Below are 15,479 nucleotides of genomic sequence, written 5' to 3'. Positions count from 1 at the left end.
GGCATGAAGCCGGATAGGTCGCTGCTGTGGTGGGGCCTGGTCCTCACCGGGGCCGGTGCCGTCATCGCCTTGGCCGTGCCCATGTGGCTGGACAGCTCCCGGTTCTTCGGCCCGTGGTCCCCGTACCCGATGGTGATCGACGGAGCCGGGTGGATGCTGGTGGTCTGCGGGGTGCTGTTGCTGGTCATCGACGGTCTGCTCCGTCTCACCGCACGCCGCCGCCGGCCCGGCAGGAGAGCTCCCCGATCGTTGCGTCGGGTGGCTCTACTCGTGACGGTCATCAGTGGTGGCATCACCGTGGTCGCCGGCACCGTGACCTGGGTGGTGGAGAAGATCGACTACATGCATCCGGCGGCTCAGGTGGGGTGGCTGGCGTTCCCGGCAGGCATGGTGGCCGCCGGCGGGCTGATCACCCTTCTCGGTGATGCCCTGCGATCCGCCGCGGCCGGATCCTCGAAGCAAGAAGCGGCGGGCCCGCATCGGCCGGGCACCTCCCGGTCGCGGGCCGTCGGGAGGATGGGCATGGTCGCCTATGCGCTCTACCTGCTCGTGGCGGCACTGGGTCTGGTCATCTATGCGGTCTACCTCGGGGGCTGGAGCGCCTTCTCCGAAGGCCTTCCCGTCTTGTCGCCGAACCTGTTTATGCTCCTGTGCGCCGCGGTCTTCTGCTGGGCCATCTGGCGGCCACCGAAGGCCTCACAGTCTTCCGGGGAGCAAGCACCCACCGGACAGGGGCCCGACCCCAGCCCCGGTCGAGAGGGGCGGAGCCCATCGACGCGTCAATGGGCTTTGGCCTTCACTGGAGGCGGAGCCGGCATCGCCGTGACCATGCTCCTGGCCGGGATCCTCCTCGACCTGCTCTTCAACACCGGGGTGGCCATCGGCCTGGGCATCTTCTACATGCTCGCCCTCCCCATCGCTGCCGCCGGTCTGGTCCTGCTGCTCATCGACGCCGTGTCCCGTCGCGCCGGTCACCGTCACTGAGGGCCTGATCCTCAAGATGGGGACAGCGGACGAAGCCACTCCGTCCCTACCCTGTGTACGGATGCGAACATCACAGGGGGAGATGTAATGAGCAGTGGCGATCCGCACGACGGCCGGCACTACCCACCGGCAGGCGGCGACACCGGGGCCCAGCAGGGGCAGGCCCCGGGACCGTACGGGTACCACCAGCACGGGCCCGGGCCCTATGGGCGCCAGCACCCGGTCCGGGTGGGTCCCCAGCCCGGGGTGCACGTGGGCTTCGGGGCGGCGATTAAGCGCTACTACGCCAAGTACGCCCAATTCACCGGGCGCGCCAGCCGCTCCGAGTACTGGTGGGTCGCCCTCTACCTCGCGCTGATCACCCTTCCGCTGGAGCTGCTCATCAGCTATCCGGGCACGGAACCCTCCGGGGAGCTCAACGGACTGGGAGTCGTGCTGTCCTTCGTGTACTTCGGCTTCATGCTCGCCCACTTCATCCCGTCGCTGGCGATCGGGATCCGTCGACTGCACGACGTGAACCTCTCGGGATGGTTCACCCTGATCGGCCTGATTCCCCTGGTGGGCTGGATCGTCATCGTGGTGCTGGCCGTGCTGCCGCACAAACCCGAAGGCGCCCGCTTCGACCGGTGACCTGACCCGGACTGCTCCTGCGGGACGCGGATCTTCCCTGAGGTAGCGCAACGAGGTGCGGTTGCCGCTCCCGTGGCGGCGAGGAGTTCCTGGGTTCCCCGGAGACGCCCGGAACAAGACCACTGTCCACCGGGGTCCCCGTCACCACATCATTCGCTTGCGCACACGGCTGGGTAGGGTGGAGCTCACCAAGGCAGGGGGTGGGATCCATGACCGATGGTGTGCGCCGTGGCATCGGCGGGGCGCTGGTGGGGGCCGGCGGGGTGGCCATTTTTAATGCAGCCGAGGCGTTCGCCTGGGCTCCCTTTTGGTGGGGCGGGATCTTCCTCGTTGGCGGGGTGGTGCTGTTCTGGCTGGGGTGGCGGATGATCCGCAGTGGTGCACCGGGACTTCCGCAGCGCAATCTCGCCCCGGAGGACGCCCAACGTCGCCGGTGGGAACAGATGGAAGAACGCGACCGGGCCCGGCGTGAGGCCAAGCGACGCCGGCGTGGCGAAGACCCCGGCGATCCGCAGGACAGGTCGTAGAGCAGTCTTCGGCGGGGAGGCAACATGAGTGCCAGGAGCAACGGGGCGAGGCGCCTGCTCCAAGGATGCGGGATTCTCACCATCGGCATGGGGCTGGTCCCGGTCTGCTGGTACCTCCTGGGATGGAATCCAGCCGACCGCAGCGAGGGAGTCGCCACCGCGGTGCGCATCGGATTCGGCCTGATAGCCGTGGGCTGGGGGATGACCCTGCTCAACTATGCCCGCACTCGAGAGATCGGGATGGCCCGGTGGCGGTACGGGCACACCGTGGTGGCGGTGCTGGCCAACGCGGCCGTGCTGGCCCTGCTGGTGACAGCCGGCCCTGCCACCGCGGAAATCGCCCTGACGAGCTTCCCGATCCTCTTGGGCTTCTGCCTCGCGATGGTCTTCAACATCAGCCCTCGCCCCGATTGGCAACCCTTGGGTGATGCCGAGTCGCAACGCCGCACGCTGCGTCGGCTGGCCTTGGCGTACGCAGCGATGGCCGCTTTCCTGGCCCTGATGGTCGTGACCGGGGTCCTGCTCGGAGGCCTGGGCTTGACGACCTTCTCGTTGCCCATGGCGGGGATGTGCCTGACCCTGGCGCTGCTGAACTGGGCTGAGACCAAGAACCCCACACCCTGGACCAGCGGCACCCCCGACGAGCGACCCGCCCACGAGCTGTGACCACGCCACGGCGCTTCGGGCACGTGCCGGAGGTGCCCCGGAGTCACCCCACTCCCTGACCTGCGCTATGGCCCGCTCGAACAGCGGGGCCTCAGCCGGTGCGGTCGCCGGCGTGCAGCAGCTGCAGGTAGTTCCAGCCGCGGCGGGCCCGGATCACCTGGACCGTCCAGATCAGCACGATGAGGGCCCCGACGATCGCCCACCAGGGGCTCGAGCGGATGATCGCCGTGGTGATCAGGCTGGCCACGCCCGCCAGCATCAGTACTGCCGCCTCCAGCTGCTGGCACGCGAAGGCGCCGGCGGTGATCCTGGTGCGCGGATTCTCCGGGAGCCCGCGGGAGACGGCGGCGAACACCAGCCACCGCTGCATCGCGCCCCGATCGACGTCCACACCGAGTCGCGGCCTGGGAGCACGCACGAGGGCGTGCAGGACACTCGCCACCGTGATCAGCGCGATCAGGGGGAGATGACTCCAATCCCCGAGCACATCGCCGTGTCCGTCCAAGGTCCACTGCACCACCAGCGGAACACCGGCCGCCAGCACGAGCACGGCCGGCACCGAGTGCGCCAACACTTGGCCCACGGTGGGCACCGGGACGGCGTCGACCTGTCGGAGGCCACCATCTACAGCGAGGGCATGGGCGCGGGCATGTAGGGCCTGGTAATTGGCCCAGTGACGGCGCAGCTGCAAGGCGGCAACTACCGCGAGTCCCACCGCTCCACCACTGGCCGCGAACCAGGAGTAACCGGGCCGGACCCCGGCGCCGAGAGCCATGCCGACAAGGACCGCACCCAAAAACACGAGAGCTGCAATGTTGTTGCAGGCCGACACGACCACAGCGCGGCGCACCAGCGGGTCGTCCGGGACCGGGCCCTTCCGGGGAATCGCGGACAGCGCCCGTTCCATCTGCTTGCGCTCGGTACGGGTCCTGCCCTCCGGCGGCGTGGCCCCGGCGTAGTGACCGAGCAGGGCGACCAGGCCGACCAGCGCGATGACCGGCACCGGCCACCAGCCGACCCGCGCGTCACCGGCCTCGTCCATCAGCCACCAGGCCAGCAGTGGAATGCCCAGCACCGCCACCACAGCCCCGGGCAGCACACCCACGACTACCCGGCCGACGAAGGGCACGGGCACATCAGCGGTCTGCTGGGCGGGCGGGTCCATGACGCTGACGCTACCGGCCGGTACCGCCTGAGCACGCGGGGCATAAGAGGGGAACGACGGGGCCGGCGCCGGCGTGCCAGGATGCGAACACGCTGACATGGACGGGGGCTAGCTTGAGGCGCAGGAGACGGTGGGCGATCGCGGCCTGGACCGTGGCGGTGCTCGCCGTCGGGATGTGGCAGATCGGGGGGGGCAACGGCGTCTACTGGACCCTTTTCACCGTGACGTTCGTGGGCGGCTACCTGCTGCTAATGCGTCTCAGCGACCGGCGCGACCGGCCATAAGCGCTCGTGCCCCTCGGCACCGGGCGCCGCAATCGGTGCAGGCGCGCTGGTCTGAGTGGCAGGGCGTGCCCGCCCTGCTCGCCTTCCCCTTCCTGCTCGCGTTCCTGATCTGGTTCGCGGCGCGAACCGACAACGTGGCACTGGCGATCGGGATGACGATCAGCGCCGTGGTCGGAACGTGGTGGCACGACAAGCGCAAAAGCCGTGCGAGACAACGCCGAAACGAAGCCAACTACCCCTGATGCACTAGGGGTTGGTATCTGGTTTGGCCCTGCCGTGGTGGGCTTACGCCGGGTCAGGCACTGGATGGGTCCGAGGCGGCTTGAGGCCGGCGACCTCCAGCACGGCTGTTTCGTAGTCTCCGCCGAAGCTGACCTGGGTGACGTCCTTGAGTCGGACCTCGTCCATGCGCTGCTCCCAACGGCACTGGGGCGTGATGGGCAGCAGCCACAGGCTGTTCTTCCTCCACTCGACCGGCACGCCGATCAACAGTTTCCCGGGCCGTTTCGCCTCCCGATACACGCACACCACCCCGGTCGCAGACACAGCGTCGGTGATGATCGTGCGCGGATCCAAAAGCGCGAACCCGGTGGAGGGACGAGCCGGGGGCCAGGCATTGTGCTGGTGCAAGAAGGGCAGGAAGGTGGTTTCCGGTTCCGCCTGCACGAGGTCTGTCAGGCGGAGCACCCGGTAGCCGTCGAGGTAGGCCCCGTCGCGGATATCAGCCAGCAGCACCCACTCTTCCGAGAGCTCCAGGACCATCCCTTGCAGCACCTCCTCGGGCTCCACCGCCCGCTGGATCCGCACCGGGGTGGCCGTGGCAAGGGACTCGCGCAGAGTCGCGAGCAGCTTCTTCCGGGACTGGCTCTTCTTGGTCACGGCACATTCTGACACCGCCCCTCCGGCGCCCGGCCATGACACGGCACCATCGCAGAGGTCAGCGTTCTCCGCTCCTCCCTACTGGGCGGATCCACGCCTTCCAAATGCCGGCCCCTGCCGTTGCCGTGGGGGTTCGCCAGCGTGCCGTGGGGCGGGAACTACCTGCGAGGCTCCCCTCATGACCATCGACATCAAAGCCATGCTCTATCGAGTCGTTGCTGAGGTGTTCGACGAGACGTTCGCCGTGACGACCGTGAGCTCCAGCGATGATGTCTGGCTGCACGGGGTGCAGGTGAGTTGCCGCGCCGGTACTGGCCGCGCAGCCATTATCCGGGCCAGTTACGAGTGGATGGATGCCTTTGTCCCTGAGCTGGAGGTTCAGGTCACCCTCTTCGACTACGACGACGTGGAGGCGGAGAAAGAAGCCGAGCTGCGACGGCTCTGCCTGGTTATGCGCGCCTACCTTCAAGGGGAAGGACGCATCGAACAGCGACGGCGGCTGTTTCGCCGGGGTACGGTGCCAGCCCTGAGAGTCGACGTGGACGGCCTTGAATGGCGCCTCGGTCGGCATTTTTCCTCGGTGCCCTACCCATAGAGCTGGCTCGTCCGCCCCGTCGCCCACGCCCGGCTTCCGGGCCCGAAAGACAGACCCTCTCGGAACTGCGATTGGGATGCCCGATGGCGGTGGCCTTGCTGGGTCACCCGTGGCGTGCCGGACGTTGGCCGGCCGGACGGTGCATAGGCTGTCCGGATGGATGAGACACCGCCGGCCGGTTCTCAGCGCCGGCTGTTGTCCCAGATCCTTCTCCACAGCGGCCCGCTGGCACCGGTGCTGAAAGAACAGCTCGATTCCTTGATGATCACCGAGACCCGGGACTGCGGTTGCTTCGACTTCACCGTGGACCCGACCACGCCCCGGCTGCCGGAGAACACCGAATATCCGCTGTGGTTCCACGCCGTCAGCGACACCACCCCGGTCGAGGCCCTGGGCGTGTATCTGTGGCACGAGCAGGGCCACGCCGGCGGGGTGGAGATCACCTGGGCCAACGCCGATCACCACCCACCTCTGGCGGAGTTGCGCATCGAGGATGCGTGAGGCCCGCCCAGGGCAGTCAGTTGCCCGTTCCGTCGGCGCCTGCTGGGTAGGGTGCGGGAATGAGGCTCTCGTATCCGGTGTGGATCCGGTTCAACGGTTGCGACCGTGCACTGATCTGGCAGACCGACGACGGCACCCCGGTCACTGACGAGGACACCGACGCGGTCCTCGTCCTGGACGGGAGAATCGTCATCGCTTCCACCACCGAGGACCTCACCACCGTGGCCGCCCGGCACGGCCTCGAGCTGGAGGACAGCGATGAGGCCGTGCAGGTCCTCGACGACGTCGAGGACCTGCTGGAGCTTCCCGCCTCTGAGGCGATCTGTGCGCAGGTGTTGGATGCGTGGAATCTGTTCGCCGACATCGCCCGCAGCGTCTCGGCCACCCTCGATGACACCGGAGAGGCGTGGCAGCAGTGCTACGACAAGCTGTTCTTCGGCAATAACCTCCCCAGCGTCACCCCTGCCGGGGAGCACGACCGGCCCTGCTTCACGGTCGAGGAACAACGGCTCATCCGAGAGGTCTTCATCCGTGGCCGCGCTATTCTCGCCACTCACCTCCGAGCCAGGGCACGCCGCGCTCGGTGCGCATCCACGCGGTCCCGGATGGGCGCTGCCCGAGGGGTGGAAGGCACGGTCTTCCGCCGCCGGGGTGATCCGGGGCAGAATCTGATCACTCGAGGACCTCGTGAGCGCTGTCGCCCCAGCGCGGCGGGGTCCTCGGCCAATCCCGATCCCGATCCCGGTACCTGGCCGGAAGAAAATCCGAAGGAAGGAGCTGCAATGAACCCCGATGAGTGCCCGGCCTGTGACACCGGTGTCCTGGCCACCTGGCAGGTGACCGCCACGAACGAGACCATCCGAGTGTGCGATGAGTGCGACGGCGTGTGGGAGGCCACCGACGAGCTGCCGGGTCCACCCCTGATGACCATCGAGCAGTTCCTCCTCCTGCGTAGCCGGCCGCCGCTGTGGAGCGAGCTGCACCGCCTCGACGAGGCGCCCGCCTCATGAGCAAGCCATGGGCGGCCACCACGGGTGACTCGGCGTGGGTGCGGTACCAGCGCACTGCGCGGCTGAGCAGCACCACACTGATCCTCAAGGGCGGACCAATCCTTGACCCCGCCAAGGTGGCCGCCAATCCTCAGTACTACCTGCTGGACATTTTCGAGCACGAGGCCGAGGCCGCCGCGCTGTGGCAGTCCCGCCGGCGCCGGGACCGGGACTGGAGCGGGGGCGAGATCCGGCTGCGCTACCAGGGCGTCGAGCTGCTGCCGTTCGGGGCGGTGGATCACGTCTTGGCGCTGTGGTGCTACCTGCTCCATGTGGTCGAGGAGTTCCTGGACACCGGCCGCGGGGAGACCTCCTACCCGGACCAGCCGCTGCCGGTGGTGTTGGAGACGGTCAAGGGCAAGGTGTTCTTCTCCACTGACGAGACCCGGGTGATGGTGGAGCCGGCCCCGTTCCTCGATTCGCTGCTCGATGAGGCGCAGCGGTTTTTCGCCTGGGCCGAGCGCAACCTCGCTGAGCCGTCGATGGACCGGGAGATCGCGCAGCTACGGGAACGGCTGGCTCAGCTGTAGGGCTTGGCGTCGAGCAGCAACTCGACCGCAGCATCCTTTCCAGCGGCCGCACCGACCTCTCTACTCACCCCTGATGCCAACCGTTGAGCTGGCCAGGAATTGCTTTACATATGGCGCGATAGCGGACACCAAGCTAGCTTCGGTGACACCTATCTGATGCGGCAGTTCCGGCGCGAGGCTTGACCCGAATTAGCGACGCGGTAGGCGCTCCCTTGCCGCGACTACTAATGACCGACTGTTGTCGTTAGTAGTCGCGGGTGCCGCGGACAGCCGCCCGTCTTGCCTTGACGAGGGCTTCTTTGAGCAACGGCTCGTAGATCTCTATGCCGCGTTGGCCCAGGAGGGCGATGTCCTCATCGTCAGAGTTGGCGAGGTCTCGAAGATTGTCGAGTTTGGCTGCGTACCGTTCGTGGTCCTCGCCTGTAAAGGTTCCGACTTCAAGGGTGTGGAGGAGATCGTCGGGTTCTGGACGAAGTGGTCGGAGCATGGTGGCGAGGGTGTCGAGTGGATAGCGGTGTCCGAACTGGAACTGGAGTGCGCCAAGGAGGTTACGGACGGAGATGTTGAAAGTGGGTTCGCTGACGGTTCCGGTGATCCAGTCGGTGTCGTTGCCTGCGATGACCCAGAAGAGTTCGCGCGCTAGTTCGGTCTCTCTGACTTGCTGCCAGAGCTTGTCCCGTTCGGCTGGAGCAAGGAGCCGGACCGGCTCTTTCCATTCGTCGAAGTCTCGGTAGCTGCTGCGCATCGTGGTTGTGGCGTGCTTGATGAAGAGTTCGATGAAGACCTTGGGTGACGCCTTTGCGAGTGCATTGAGCGCTTGGGTATGCATGTGGTCGTGTCTGCTGTTCTCAGGGATGGTGTACGACTTCATGGCGTTGAGCCAGTCCGGGTCAGCCGGCATGGGATCGGTGTCGTAGGCCCATTCGGCGGCCCAGAGTGCTGCCGCGGTTCCGCGGACTTCGTCGCTCGGGTGTGTGAACAACGCGTGCCTGGTGGGTTCGAGTGCGTCTTTCAGTGCGAATGCTGACTCGAGTTGTTGGACGTCACGGGGGGCTAGTTGGTCGACGACCCTTTGAATGAGAGCCGAGTTCGTCGATTGGCCGATGACGGCGCTGATGACGCCGTGTCGGCCGTTCGGGTCTGCGAGTAGTCGGTCGGCGATTGCGTGGGTGAGTTGGTCGGTGCGGGCGCATACGTTGATGAGCGCTGAAGCTGATCCTGCAATGCCGTGGTCGATAGCCACGGTAAGCCACTTAATTGGTTCCGGGTCCGGCTGGTACGCGAGACGCGCAAACACTTGCCAGGCCCCGGTGGTCATTTGGCCTGCGGTCGCGAGCTCGGGCTCGTGGGCCTTCAACCAGTCCATTAGAACGGCGGGTGCCTGTTGCTGGAATGGAGCGAGAGCTTTGTCGAGTGCGGCTTCTTTGCGGCGCATGATTACGTCGTAGGCGGTCAGGTGTTCGCGTTCGTGCGTAAGGGCGGCGAACAGCTTGTCTGGTTCATCGAGTCGGATCTTGAGAGTGCTTGCCGCCTGGTTGAATCGGAATCTCACGCCGGGGGTGGTGATGACTGGGGCGAGGGTGTTCGCGATGCTCGTCGCGATGCGTTTGCCGGCTTTCACTTGGGCGTTGTTGGTCTTGCCTCCGAATGGGAGGTCCCATCCATTCGCGATTCGCACCCATTTCTCGAGGAGGGCGATCAGTGTGAGCTGGGCGGCGGGTGTTAGTCCGGGGGCGCGAGTTGCGAGTTCGGGCCGAATGGCGTCGTACAGCGTTTCCATGTGAGCGGCGGGCCATGTAAACGACTGCAGGATGAACTGGTGGAGGACCTCGGGGTTCATGTAGTTGCCGTCGAACGTCGGGGCGAGGATTTCGCACGTGAGCGCTGCCCAGACAGTGTCGATGAGTTCGGCGTTGGGCACGGTCTGGAGTGCTTCGACGAGTTTCAAGAGACCGGCGAGCTGGGGTTGGTCGCCGCTGCGTGCGTTGCGGACTTCTTCGACGAGCTCCTTGACCGCCGGTTTGATGTCGCGGTCTGCGTCTTCAAGAACGGAGAGCGCTTGGACGAAGGTGCTAACGACGCCGGGGATGTTGTCTTCCACTGCATCTGCGACGCGTGCGGCTAAGAGCTTCGCTTCGCTCTCGGCAGTCGTGGGATCCCCGGCATTGAGCGCTGTGGTGACGCGGGCCAGGTAGATGTCTACGACGGCTTGTGATTGCTCGGGGCCGAGTTGGCCGAAGCTTCGTAGAAGTTCGACGCCCTTCGTGGAGGCGGGTAGTACAGCGATGAGTTCGCCGGTGGTCGGCACTCTTGGGTGCGTTGCGCCGAGGAGTTTCGTGTAGATCTGGATCTGCATGATGTCGGCAGCCAGTTCAGGAAATGTGTCTTGGACGTCGCGCAGTCGGACGGGTGAGGCGGTGCCAGAAAAGTAAATCTCGGAGGCGACGCTGGCGGCGATGATGTGCGGTTGGATGCGGTAGGTCTGGGTGTGCTCGATCTGTTGGGTCTCATGGTTGTACCGCTTGTGGTCCTGAACATCGACGAGGCCGGCGATCGCGACGGATCGGATGAGCCGGATCAGTTCGGGCTGCCGGATCTGGAGGAGGTCGGCCAGGCGGCGCAACTGGTCGTCGTTGACACGGCCGAGTAGTGCCAGGGTGCCGAGCACATCGATTGCATCTTCCGATGCGTTGGACATGCGTAAGAAAGCGAAGATCTGTTTTCGCAGCGCGTTGCCGGTCCATACGGACGTCCAGTCATTTTGATGAATGAGGAGGTCGGCAAGGTTCAGTGCCCAGGCTGGGCGGCCGTCGGCTTGTGTGAGGAGGCGCACGATCACCGCAAGCCGGGTGATGCCGCGTTCGCGAAGTATCGCTCCGAGCTCTTCGCGAGTGAGGAGGTCGACCTCGAACTGGAGCGAATTGGGAAGGTGGTCTGCGACCCGATCTGTCTCGTGCGGCCAGCACGTTGCGACGATGCGGTAGTTGAGCTTCTCCGCGTCCCTCAGTTGTAGGAGGAGGTCCACGTCTTGGAGCCGTGCACCGGAGTCGTCGACCACGACCAGGGCGGGCTTGGTTTCGATGAGGTCATCGAGAAGTCGTTCGGGCGTGGGATGCCGTTCGAGGAACAGGGCGCCGTCGAGTTTGCTGGCTACGTGACTCTTTCCGACGCCTGGAACTCCGAACAGGGTCACGTCGGAGTTGGACCCGTTTACTTCGGCGATGAGGGCGTTACGTCCGATGGTCGATAGTTGTTGTTCGTCGGGGCGTGCTCCGCGGGGTTGACGCGAGAAGCTGAACGGTCCGCCTTCGATGTCGAGGATCTTGCGTCGCCAGTCGGGGTTCTCTCGGAACTGGTTCGCGAACCATGCTCGGTCGAAGACCTGCACGAGTTCACAATCGAATTCCTTCGCGATGTCTTTGAGCTTCTCGCGCTTCGACCTGTTCGCTTCGGCGAGGTTCACCGCGACGACACGCTGGACGGGGATGTGGTTCTTCCGCATCGACCGCAGGCTGTCTCGCAGGCTCCGCTTCGCGCCGTCCCAACTCCGCGAGGACGTGATGATGAGGCCGGTGATCCGCGAGTCTTCGGTGATCTCTGCGTCAAGACCGAAGTCGGAGCCTCCGGTGATCGGCACGAGCCCGGGGTGGATAAGACTGAGCAAGGAGGTCGCGCAGTCTTCGAAATCGTGCGGGTTGATCCGTGCACGCGTATCGGAAAGGCGTTGGTCGATGCGGTCGAGCAAGTTCACCACAACCACCTCGGTGCTGACCAGCATTCGAACCTATTGAGGGGGCGCATGGGGCGAGTGTATTCGCGAGTGACGACGGGCCCTGACCCTGAATCATGGACACGCGGAATCCAGCACGTGGCTGGGGAAAGCGAGAATGCGCGGAGGAAGGAAGAACTACACCGACGAGTTCCGTCGGCGGGCGGTGGACTTGTACGAGTCCACGCCGGGAGCGACGCTGAAGGGGATCGCGGCGGATCTGGGTGTGTCCCGTAGAGGGGTCCCTGGGGTTCCTGATGCGGACCTTCGGTTCTCGGTTCAGGCAGGGGCTGAGCTACTTCCCGCGCTGGAGCCCGACCAGCACGATGAGAAGCGCCCATAGAGATCCCCCGACGAACATGGCAAGCCCGATCGCGAACAGTGCTCCGGCACCGATGTTTGCCCCACCCTCGCAGCACGAGGTGATGTTCCAGATCCAGGCGCTGGCTCCAATGACGGCGCCTAGGGTGATCACGAGTAATGGGAGGCGTAGGAATCTCCGGGCTTGCACGGAGAGCTTCATCGGCTGTCTTTTGTCGAAGGCGATTGCAGTGTTGCACCTGGGGTGCATTTGTAGGCTAGGAATTTTTATGGCCGTCTTGCCTCTTGTGCTTATTTCTGCTGGTGATGATGTAGGTAATTAGCAATACCACGCCACAGATGGTCAGTACTGAGATTACCCACCTGTTGCTAAATCCGGTTATATATCCCGTGGTCACCACAGTTGCCAGCGCAATCAAGTAATAGATCACCTGCAAATTCTTTTTGGGCACATTGAGCTCCTATCGCGTGATGCTGTTGACTGGATTTTCACATGCTGGCTCCAAATTTCGCGGTCATCACTTCTGAGGTGCGGGGTTGTCTGTGGCCGCCGACGACTCGCATCTTCGCTGTGCTTATGCCCATCATGTTCAATCCACTCGCTGGGCCTACCGGGTCGAGGGATCAACCAATGCGGTTGGGGTTGCTCTGCGGGCACCTGTTGCGTCCCTCGGGGGCGCCCTATGAGCAAGGCAGCTCAGTCCCCACCATAGGAGTGGACCTGTGACTTTGGCGGAGATCGGGGCAGGCACAGACCTACAAGAACAGTCGCTCTCGGTTGGCCAACCACGTGTCGAAGTTGAGGATCAACAGCTTGTGAGCAGCGTGCGGATCGTCGTACCAACGGGAGAATCGGTCCACCAGGTAGATGAGGTAGGCGTCGGCGTTGTCCCACCACAATTGGCTGTGCTCTGAGACATCAAAGTCAGCGTCTTGCGGGTGGAAGTTAGACCACCCCACCGCACCAAAGAGCTCACCTAAAGCGATGGCAACGCTTTGCCTAACGTGTTGGCCCTGCCTCGGGATGCGAGTCGCGTACTTGCGATAGACGGTCTCCCACGAGCCGACCGCTTCGGAGATGGTCTGGGGGCGCACGGGTTGGATGCCCGAATGCTCCACGACTCGTCGGATGTTTTGTAGGGCCTCAGTCAGTGCTGAGGCCGCCTCACGCTGAACCGCGCGTTGGTCAGCTCGGTCCTCGCGTCTCACAGTTAGTCGATGGGTCAAGAAGCTGGATGCCAGAAGTGTGATCGCCGCAATGACCGCTGCGATCACCGATCCGGTGAGTACCTCATCCAACGTGCCTCCAGCCACTTATTCTCAGGTGTTCGCTAAAGCGTATGCGGGTCTACTGACAGGCTTAGGTTGTCGAATACTGCGCTGCGGGTTGGTGCAAGAAGAACTATGAAACCCGATCGTCCCAGGCCGCACGCCGTTCCACTGCCCCCAACAGGGCCCGAAGATCCCTGGCTCCTTGCCCGTAATCGGTCACCATGGTGCTCAGCTCGGGTTCGGCGCGTGCCGTGATCACTGTCCGATTGGGGGCTACTGACTGGAACTCGAAGATGATGCGCGCGCCCCACGTCCAAAAGCTCGTCGAGCTGTCGAACTCCGCACCGGCAGCGGAGAGCTTGGTCCGTCGGGGCTGCCGGAGGGTATGGGATGCGTCGTCAACGACCCGCACTACTCGGTCCAGGGGCAGGTCAAGGGTCAGCGTCGCTTCGCTGTAAGCCCCTCGCGTGGTGATGCCGTAGGCGCCGTCGCGCGCCTGGGTCTTTCTGTATCCCAGCCCCACCGTGAGCAAGAGCAGGGCGACCGGAATGGCTACCAGCACCGCCGTTTCCCGCCCCGGCAGATCCGCCCACAGGCTGATCCCCAGCATGCCGAGGAAAGTCGGAGTCCAAAGCAAAAACAAGACTCGCCAACGGATCGCTGGCCTTGGGGCCGTAGAGCGGTTCATCGCCCTCACTTCCATGGAGTTTTCACTCCACGATACTGGCGTGTGTGCTTATGAGAACGGCAAGGTGGTGGCGCCTGGTGTAGCCATTTGAGAGGCGCTATTAGCCCAATCGAGCCAGCTCCCTCCGACCCTCGAATGCAGTAGGGGTTCCCCGGTAGACCGGACCGGCAGATGAAGGAGTGCTTTCCTGTCCTCCTCAGTGGTTTTCGCCGCTGTGCTTCCGCCGCGTTCGGTGTCGAAGGACGATGGCGAGCAAAGTGGCCAGGGCGAAGACTGCCAGGGAGGCCCAGAAGATCCAAGGCCCGGTGGGGTACATGTCCACGTAGACCGTGGACTGCGGCTCCGCCTGGGCGGGATAGGCACAGACGAACGTGGGCGGGAAGAACGTACTTTCACCGGAGACTATCCCTTGGCTTGATGCACCCAGTGCTCGAGCGCTGTCTGGTACTGCATCTCTCGCGCAGACGTACTGCGGGCCTTCCCTGACTGTCACCATATGTACGACTTGGTTGAGCACCCAGAGCAAGGAGGCGGCGATGGCAATGAACCAGGTGATGAAGAGCCAGTCGCTGCTCTGCATGCCGGGTTTCGAGGTGCTTGAGGTGCCCGGGGGGAGAGAGTCCGGCGCAGGGGCGTTCATGGCTGGAGCTTAGGCCCTGAGCATCCGCTTCCCTGGTTGCTCTGCCGAAGCGGTAAGCCTGTACAGACCCCAGCTCTCGGATGCCTCGGCAAGGGTTTCCCTCGCGGTGGTCGCGAGACGCGCCCTGACGACGGTCTCGGAGGTTCTGTGCCTACGGTGGGAGCCCGGTTGAAAGGTGATGCTTGGTGAGACGAGTCCTGTGCGTGCATCCGCTGAGCACCTACCTGGTGTTCCAAGCACTGACCGCAATGGTGGCACTGGCCTACACCGGTGTCCTGTCAGTGGACGGCATCGGATGGATGACCTGGGCCGGGTACTGGGCGGTGCTGGGAACGGTCGGGCTGGTGTGGACCCAGCTGGCGTGGGGGCCGTGCTGGAAGGCCGGGGCCGACTACGGGCTGTCTACGGGTGTGCGCATCGCGTTCATGGCCGTCGCCGGCGCAGCGCTGCTGCTACCGTTCCTGGTCTTGAACGTGATCCTCGACTCGGCGTGGTTCTTCTACGCCCTGTTCCTGGCTCCCTACGGGGCGATCGTGGGCCTTCTGGGTGGAACGGTCCTTGCGGTCCGGGATCGCAAAACCATGGCCGCTGTCCGTGCGGATCACGCCCAGGCGCCCCGTCCACTGGAAAGCTGACGCTTGCACGGCCGTGACCGCTCTCTGCACGTGCGTTAGAGGTTCCTGAATAGGTGTTTGCGAGGCCGAACCTTGCCCTGGGCGGCTATCGGGGGCGGAGGTGATCTCGATCCAGCTTGATACCTCCGGCCCCAAGCAAGAGCCCGAAGAAGATCATCGAGAGTCCCTTGAGTAGCTGCCCCTCGAACAGGTCGAAGAAGCCCGTCACGATAATGCTCAGCACCCCTACGCCCAGAACGCCGAGGATCAAAAATCGACTGATCTGGTCCATGCCTCGACGTTAGCGTGTGGGATGAGGAAGCGTCCTGACGCTCTAAAGGGGACCCCAATGAGCCCTGGGCCCG

General features: G+C 64.5%; 18 protein-coding genes and 1 pseudogene. 12 read left to right on the top strand and 7 right to left on the bottom strand.

Annotated elements, in window-relative coordinates; translation table 11 throughout:
* Nucleotides 1-3 precede the first annotated feature (3 nt).
* From GMA12_RS11840 to GMA12_RS11825, 4 genes are all read left to right on the top strand, one after another.
* Complete coding sequence (locus GMA12_RS11840) at nucleotides 4-984, top strand: hypothetical protein (protein WP_156269715.1); 981 nt, start codon at nucleotides 4-6, stop codon at nucleotides 982-984.
* Between the two features lie 87 nt (nucleotides 985-1,071).
* Nucleotides 1,072-1,614 (top strand): DUF805 domain-containing protein, encoded by a 543-nt coding sequence (locus GMA12_RS11835; protein ID WP_156269714.1) that lies wholly within the window; start codon nucleotides 1,072-1,074, stop codon nucleotides 1,612-1,614.
* Between the two features lie 209 nt (nucleotides 1,615-1,823).
* Nucleotides 1,824-2,141, top strand: a complete 318-nt coding sequence (locus GMA12_RS11830; RefSeq protein WP_156269713.1) for a hypothetical protein — start codon at nucleotides 1,824-1,826, stop codon at nucleotides 2,139-2,141.
* 24 nt (nucleotides 2,142-2,165) lie between these two features.
* Nucleotides 2,166-2,807: a hypothetical protein gene (locus GMA12_RS11825; RefSeq protein WP_156269712.1), complete on the top strand. Its 642-nt coding sequence runs from the start codon at nucleotides 2,166-2,168 to the stop codon at nucleotides 2,805-2,807.
* Nucleotides 2,808-2,898: 91 nt separating this feature from the next.
* On the opposite strand, the gene GMA12_RS11820 is transcribed toward GMA12_RS11825, so the two are convergent.
* Nucleotides 2,899-3,972, bottom strand: coding sequence for a hypothetical protein (locus GMA12_RS11820; protein WP_156269711.1), 1,074 nt, complete (start codon nucleotides 3,970-3,972; stop codon nucleotides 2,899-2,901).
* A 113-nt stretch (nucleotides 3,973-4,085) separates the two neighbouring features.
* Here GMA12_RS11820 and GMA12_RS11815 point away from each other — a divergent pair, with 113 nt between their 5' ends.
* Both GMA12_RS11815 and GMA12_RS11810 read left to right on the top strand, forming a co-directional pair.
* Nucleotides 4,086-4,256, top strand: a complete 171-nt coding sequence (locus GMA12_RS11815) for a hypothetical protein (protein ID WP_156269710.1) — start codon at nucleotides 4,086-4,088, stop codon at nucleotides 4,254-4,256.
* Between the two features lie 65 nt (nucleotides 4,257-4,321).
* Nucleotides 4,322-4,498, top strand: coding sequence for a hypothetical protein (locus GMA12_RS11810; RefSeq protein WP_156269709.1), 177 nt, complete (start codon nucleotides 4,322-4,324; stop codon nucleotides 4,496-4,498).
* Nucleotides 4,499-4,541: 43 nt separating this feature from the next.
* Here the strand turns inward: GMA12_RS11810 and GMA12_RS11805 are convergent, their stop codons facing one another.
* A complete protein-coding gene (locus tag GMA12_RS11805) occupies nucleotides 4,542-5,135 on the bottom strand; it encodes a hypothetical protein (protein WP_156269708.1) in 594 nt (197 codons plus the stop codon).
* A gap of 178 nt (nucleotides 5,136-5,313) precedes the next feature.
* Here GMA12_RS11805 and GMA12_RS11800 point away from each other — a divergent pair, with 178 nt between their 5' ends.
* The 4 genes from GMA12_RS11800 to GMA12_RS11785 all read left to right on the top strand — a co-directional run bounded on the left by GMA12_RS11800 (nucleotide 5,314) and on the right by GMA12_RS11785 (nucleotide 7,810).
* Nucleotides 5,314-5,730 (top strand): hypothetical protein, encoded by a 417-nt coding sequence (locus GMA12_RS11800; protein ID WP_156269707.1) that lies wholly within the window; start codon nucleotides 5,314-5,316, stop codon nucleotides 5,728-5,730.
* Between the two features lie 156 nt (nucleotides 5,731-5,886).
* Nucleotides 5,887-6,231, top strand: coding sequence for a hypothetical protein (locus GMA12_RS11795; RefSeq protein ID WP_156269706.1), 345 nt, complete (start codon nucleotides 5,887-5,889; stop codon nucleotides 6,229-6,231).
* A gap of 59 nt (nucleotides 6,232-6,290) precedes the next feature.
* Nucleotides 6,291-7,241 (top strand): hypothetical protein, encoded by a 951-nt coding sequence (locus GMA12_RS11790; RefSeq protein ID WP_156269705.1) that lies wholly within the window; start codon nucleotides 6,291-6,293, stop codon nucleotides 7,239-7,241.
* The gene (locus GMA12_RS11785) at nucleotides 7,238-7,810 is read left to right on the top strand and encodes a hypothetical protein (RefSeq protein ID WP_156269704.1); all 573 of its coding nucleotides are present in this window, start codon (nucleotides 7,238-7,240) and stop codon (nucleotides 7,808-7,810) included. Before GMA12_RS11790 ends, GMA12_RS11785 begins: the two co-directional genes overlap by 4 nt.
* A gap of 244 nt (nucleotides 7,811-8,054) precedes the next feature.
* Here the strand turns inward: GMA12_RS11785 and GMA12_RS11780 are convergent, their stop codons facing one another.
* Nucleotides 8,055-11,588, bottom strand: a complete 3,534-nt coding sequence (locus GMA12_RS11780; RefSeq protein WP_156269703.1) for a hypothetical protein — start codon at nucleotides 11,586-11,588, stop codon at nucleotides 8,055-8,057.
* Nucleotides 11,589-11,697: 109 nt separating this feature from the next.
* Between GMA12_RS11780 and GMA12_RS11775 the strand changes: the two are divergent.
* Nucleotides 11,698-11,829: pseudogene (locus GMA12_RS11775) on the top strand (transposase); the annotation flags it as partial.
* Between the two features lie 827 nt (nucleotides 11,830-12,656).
* Here the strand turns inward: GMA12_RS11775 and GMA12_RS11770 are convergent.
* The 3 genes from GMA12_RS11770 to GMA12_RS11760 form a co-directional block, all read right to left on the bottom strand.
* Nucleotides 12,657-13,199 carry a hypothetical protein gene (locus GMA12_RS11770; RefSeq protein WP_156269702.1) on the bottom strand — a complete coding sequence of 181 codons (543 nt, stop codon included), beginning with the start codon at nucleotides 13,197-13,199 and terminating at the stop codon, nucleotides 12,657-12,659.
* A gap of 103 nt (nucleotides 13,200-13,302) precedes the next feature.
* On the bottom strand, nucleotides 13,303-13,782 hold the full coding sequence (locus GMA12_RS11765) for a hypothetical protein (protein ID WP_156269701.1): 480 nt from the start codon (nucleotides 13,780-13,782) through the stop codon (nucleotides 13,303-13,305).
* Nucleotides 13,783-14,056: 274 nt separating this feature from the next.
* A complete protein-coding gene (locus GMA12_RS11760; RefSeq protein WP_156269700.1) occupies nucleotides 14,057-14,440 on the bottom strand; it encodes a hypothetical protein in 384 nt (127 codons plus the stop codon).
* A 245-nt stretch (nucleotides 14,441-14,685) separates the two neighbouring features.
* Between GMA12_RS11760 and GMA12_RS11755 the strand changes: the two genes are divergently transcribed.
* On the top strand, nucleotides 14,686-15,135 hold the full coding sequence (locus GMA12_RS11755; RefSeq protein WP_156269699.1) for a hypothetical protein: 450 nt from the start codon (nucleotides 14,686-14,688) through the stop codon (nucleotides 15,133-15,135).
* Nucleotides 15,136-15,220: 85 nt separating this feature from the next.
* Here GMA12_RS11755 and GMA12_RS11750 read toward each other — a convergent pair whose 3' ends face one another.
* A complete protein-coding gene (locus GMA12_RS11750) occupies nucleotides 15,221-15,406 on the bottom strand; it encodes a hypothetical protein (RefSeq protein WP_156269698.1) in 186 nt (61 codons plus the stop codon).
* Nucleotides 15,407-15,479 lie beyond the last annotated feature (73 nt).

This window comes from Kocuria sediminis, from assembly GCF_009735315.1.
In the GTDB taxonomy this organism is placed as follows: Bacteria; Actinomycetota; Actinomycetes; order Actinomycetales; family Micrococcaceae; genus Kocuria; species Kocuria turfanensis.
Note: the sequence above shows the minus strand (reverse complement) of the source record. Positions and strands in the feature narration are given on the sequence as shown.